The organism is Thermoanaerobaculia bacterium, assembly GCA_035260525.1.
Classification (GTDB): Bacteria; Acidobacteriota; Thermoanaerobaculia; order UBA5066; family DATFVB01; genus DATFVB01.
This window is the reverse complement of record DATFVB010000277.1, coordinates 1-3,950: the sequence shown is the minus strand read 5'-3', so window position 1 is coordinate 3,950 and position 3,950 is coordinate 1. Positions and strand designations below refer to the sequence as shown.

Annotated in this window: 3 protein-coding genes; all 3 read right to left on the bottom strand. The window is 71.2% G+C overall.

Going from position 1 to position 3,950, the window contains the following annotated elements:
- Positions 1 to 170: 170 nt before the first annotated feature.
- On the bottom strand, positions 171 to 1,406 hold the full coding sequence (locus tag VKH46_13415; GenBank protein HKB71839.1) for a tetratricopeptide repeat protein: 1,236 nt from the start codon (positions 1,404 to 1,406) through the stop codon (positions 171 to 173).
- A 2-nt stretch (positions 1,407 to 1,408) separates the two neighbouring features.
- Positions 1,409 to 2,119 (bottom strand): lytic transglycosylase domain-containing protein, encoded by a 711-nt coding sequence (locus tag VKH46_13410; protein HKB71838.1) that lies wholly within the window; start codon positions 2,117 to 2,119, stop codon positions 1,409 to 1,411.
- 60 nt (positions 2,120 to 2,179) lie between these two features.
- On the bottom strand, positions 2,180 to 3,950 hold a 1,771-nt coding region (locus tag VKH46_13405; GenBank protein HKB71837.1), incomplete at its 5' end, for an alanine--tRNA ligase-related protein.

Here is a 3,950-nt window from a genome sequence, read left to right as displayed (position 1 = left end):
CTCGAGCGTGTCGAAGAGCCCCCCGAGCGCGCTCCTGAGCTGCCGCGGGTGCTTCGCGACGAAATATCCCACGAGGGCGCCGACGACGAGGAGGATCAGCAGCGCCGAGCCGCAGCCGAGGATCCCGATCCGGAGCGCCTTCCGGCGGTTCGACTCCGCCGGCCCGCCGCTCACGCGGGCGATTCCGTGAAGACGGTGCCCTCCCCCTCGAAACGGATCTTCGGCGGATCGTCGCTGTCGGGGAGCATCACCTCGTCGAGGAAGCGGTCGGGCAGCACGGAAGGGACGAGGTTGCCCGACCAGCCGACGAGGTCGCGCGAGGAGACGTTCAGCGGGAACTCCCCCGAGACCGGGATCGAGAAGCTGGCGCGCGCGGGCGAGAGAACGAGCCCCCCCCTGCCGAAGATCTTCAGCACGTCCACGCGCCGGCGCCTCGGGAAATCGTGGATCGGCTCGTATCGGAACGAGAGCGTCGGCCCGATCGCCAGGATCCGGGACCCCTCCGCCGAGAAGAATTCGTCGTCGAGCTCGACCAGCATCGGCTTGCGGCCGCGGTCGGCGAGGAAGATCGACCCTTTCCCGGAGGCGCGCAGGAGAGCCTCGGCCCGGGTTCCGGCCAGGCGCGGGTCGGGGCCGAACGCGATCCGGCCGCCGTACGAGGCGACGGTCCCGCGCCGGACGAGGACCTCCCCTTCGAACGTGATCTCGACCGTCCCGTTGTCCCGGATCCGGAAGAGCCGGGCGGCCGGCGCGGGACGGCCCGGCGGGGCGGGGACCGCCGGCGCCGCCGCGAGCGGCGGCGCCTTCGGCACGGCGGCGGCGGGCGAGCGGAATTCGGCCGGTATGACGAGTTTCGCCGTCGTGCTCTCGTTCGGCAACGGCCCCTCTTTCCGCATCGCGGCGCGCACGTCGCCGCTCTCGCGGCTCGACCGGCGAAGCTCCTCCTGGAGCTCGGCCACGAGACGGTCCGCGCCGGCGAACCCGAAATGCTCGAGCGCAAGCCCGAGCTTGCGCTTCTGGCGGTAGACGAACCCGAGATAGAGATGGCTCTTCGCGTGGTCGGGCTTCAACTCGATCGCGCGGCGGAGCTCCGCCTCGGCCTCGTCGAGCGCTCCCGTCTTGACGTGAATGATGCCGAGGTTCGAGCGCAGGACGGGCGAGTCCGGATTCTCGGCGACCAGGAGCCGCGTGAGCTTCTCGGCCTCCTCGAACTCGCCGGCCTTGAAGTACACGACCGAGAGGAGGTTGCGGACGTCCTCGTCTCCGGGACGGATGGAAAGCGCCGTCTGGAGCTCGGCCCGGGCGGTCGCGACGCTGCCGTTGCGCAGCGCTTCGCGCCCCTTGTTCCGATGGAGGAGAAAGATCCCCTGGTCGAAGGGCGGCGCCTCGCGCCGGGAGTGCGCCACGGCTACCGCCGGCGCAGGACCGCCGGGGAGCTGGCCGTGGTGAGGACGACGCGGTTGTCGGCGTCGCGCTCGATTCGGACCGGCTTTCCGGGCGAGAAGCTCGCGAGGACCTTGAATCGCTGCGTCGTGGCCCGGCCGAATCCGCCGCCGAGGTACGGCTTGCCGTAGTACGCGGTCAGCGTCTTGTGAACGTAGAGGATCGTTTCGTCGTAAGGCGGGATCCCGCCGTATTTCTCGACGGCGCCCTCGCCGGCGTTGTACGCGGCGAGCGCGTTCTCGAGATCTCCGTGGTAGAGATTCAGCAGGTAGTCGAGATAGCGGGCGCCGCCGGCGATGTTGTCCCGAACGTCCATGACGTTCCTGACGCCGTAGCGACGCGCCGTCGCGGGCATGAGCTGCATGAGCCCCCGCGCGCCCTTGCGCGAGAGGGCGGCGGGGTTGAAGCCCGATTCGACGAGCATCACCGACTTCAGCAGGGCCGGGTCCATCGCGTGCTCGACCGCCGCCGAACGGATCAGGTCGTCGTACGGCGACGGCCGCGTGCGTCGGCTCACGAGCCAGCCGTCGCTCATCTGGATCGGCTTGTACCGCCGCGTGTCGACCTCGTCGTTGTAGATCATGCGGGTGCCGTCGGGACGCACCGTCAGATGGACGCCGGCGAACGCGGACGAGGACACCGCACAGGCGAGCAGAATCGGTAAGGTTTTCCTCATGGGCGGTCTGAGCCGGAGGGAGGATACCACGGCGGCGGCCGTTTCGGCCTGATCGAAGGGTCAGGAGCCCGCGAGGAGCTCCTCCACGGCCGAATAGGCGGCCGCGAGCCCCGCCGGGAGGAGCGATTCGTCCCTCCCGCCGACCTGGGCGAGGTCGCGTTTGCCGCCCCCGCGCCCCCCGAGCGCCGGCCCGATGCGGGCGGCGATGTCCGACGCCGAAAGGCGCGGGGTCAGGTCGGCGGTCACGGCGACGATGATCGCCGTCTTCCCCTCCTGTCCGCCCCCGACCGCGACGACCCCGGACTTCAACTTCCCCTTGAGAGCGTCGGAGAGGTTCCGCAGCTCCCCCGGGGCGAGCCCCCGCGCCTCCCGGGTCCAGACCTTCACCCCGGCGACCTCCCGCACCCCGTCGTCGGCGGCGGAGGCGGAAGCGCCGCCTCCGGCCGCGGCGAGCTTCAACCGCAGCGATGCGAGCTCCTTCTCGAGCGTGCGGATCTTCTCCTCGGCCCCGCGGAAGACCTCCGGGAGCCGCTCCCGCTCCGATTTCGCCTGCTGGGAGAGCGCCGAGAGGATCTCCTCGTCCCGGCGCAGGAGATCGACCGTCCCGAGCGAGGTCACCGCCTCGATCCGCCGCACGCCCGCCGCGAGTCCCCTGTCGGACAGGATCTTGAAGGCCCCGATCTCTCCCGTCGTCGGAACGTGGCATCCGCCGCAGAGCTCGACCGAATACCCCGGCACGGTCACGACCCGCACCCGCTCGCCGTACTTCTCGCCGAAGAAGGCGATCGCGCCCTTCGCGTTCGCCTCGTCGCGGGAGACGACCTCCTTGGCGACGGGCTTGTCGAGCAGCACCTCGCGGTTGACCTGCTCCTCGATCTCGCGGATCTGCTCCGGGGTGAGCGGCGAGCGGGCCGCGTAGTCGAAGCGCAGCCGGTCCGGGGCGACGAGCGAGCCCATCTGGCGCGCCGATTCCCCGAGGACGCTCCGCAGCGCGGCGTGCAGGAGGTGCGTTCCGGTGTGGTTGGCCTGCGTCCGCCGCCGCGTCCACTCGTCGACTTCCATGTCGACCGGGTCGCCGATCGAGAGCGCCCCCTCCCGGACCTCGACGCGGTGCGCGATCATCCCCGGGACCGGACGGCGCACGTCCGTCACCTCGGCCGCGCCTCCCGGCCAGCTCCACGTCCCGACGTCTCCGACCTGGCCGCCCCCCTCCGGGTAGAAGACCGTGCGATCCGTCACGACTTCGCCCGACTCCCCCTCCGAGAGGCGGCCGGAAGGCTCCCCGTCCTCGACGATCGCCAGCACGCGCGCGCCCGACAGCCGCACGAAATCCTGCTCGGGGTACCCGCGGAACTCCGAGTGGGCGTCCGGGAGCGGCAGCGTCTCGAACACCTTCGCGTCCGCGGCCTGGAACCGGGCCGACGCGTGCGATCGGGCGCGCTGGGCGTCCATCGCGCGCTCGAACCCGTCCACGTCGACCTGCAGCCCCTCGTCCTGCGCGATCTCGCCGATCAGGTCGAGCGGGATGCCGTACGTGTCGTAGAGACGGAATGCCGTCTCGCCCGAGAGCGCCGACCCGCCGGTCCGCCGGATCCCCTCGATTTCCTCGCCGATCCGGTCGATCCCCGACGTGAGCGTCCGGCCGAAGAGCTCCTCCTCCGCGCGCAGGTCGTCGGCGATGCGGGACCCGAGCGCCCCCGCGTCGGACAGGAAATAGATCCCCTCGAAGCCTCGGATCACCGTGCCGACGAGGTCGCACAGCATCGGCCGCTCGACGCCGAGGCGGCGCGCGTAACGGAGCGCGCGCCGGATGATCCGCCGCAGCACGTAG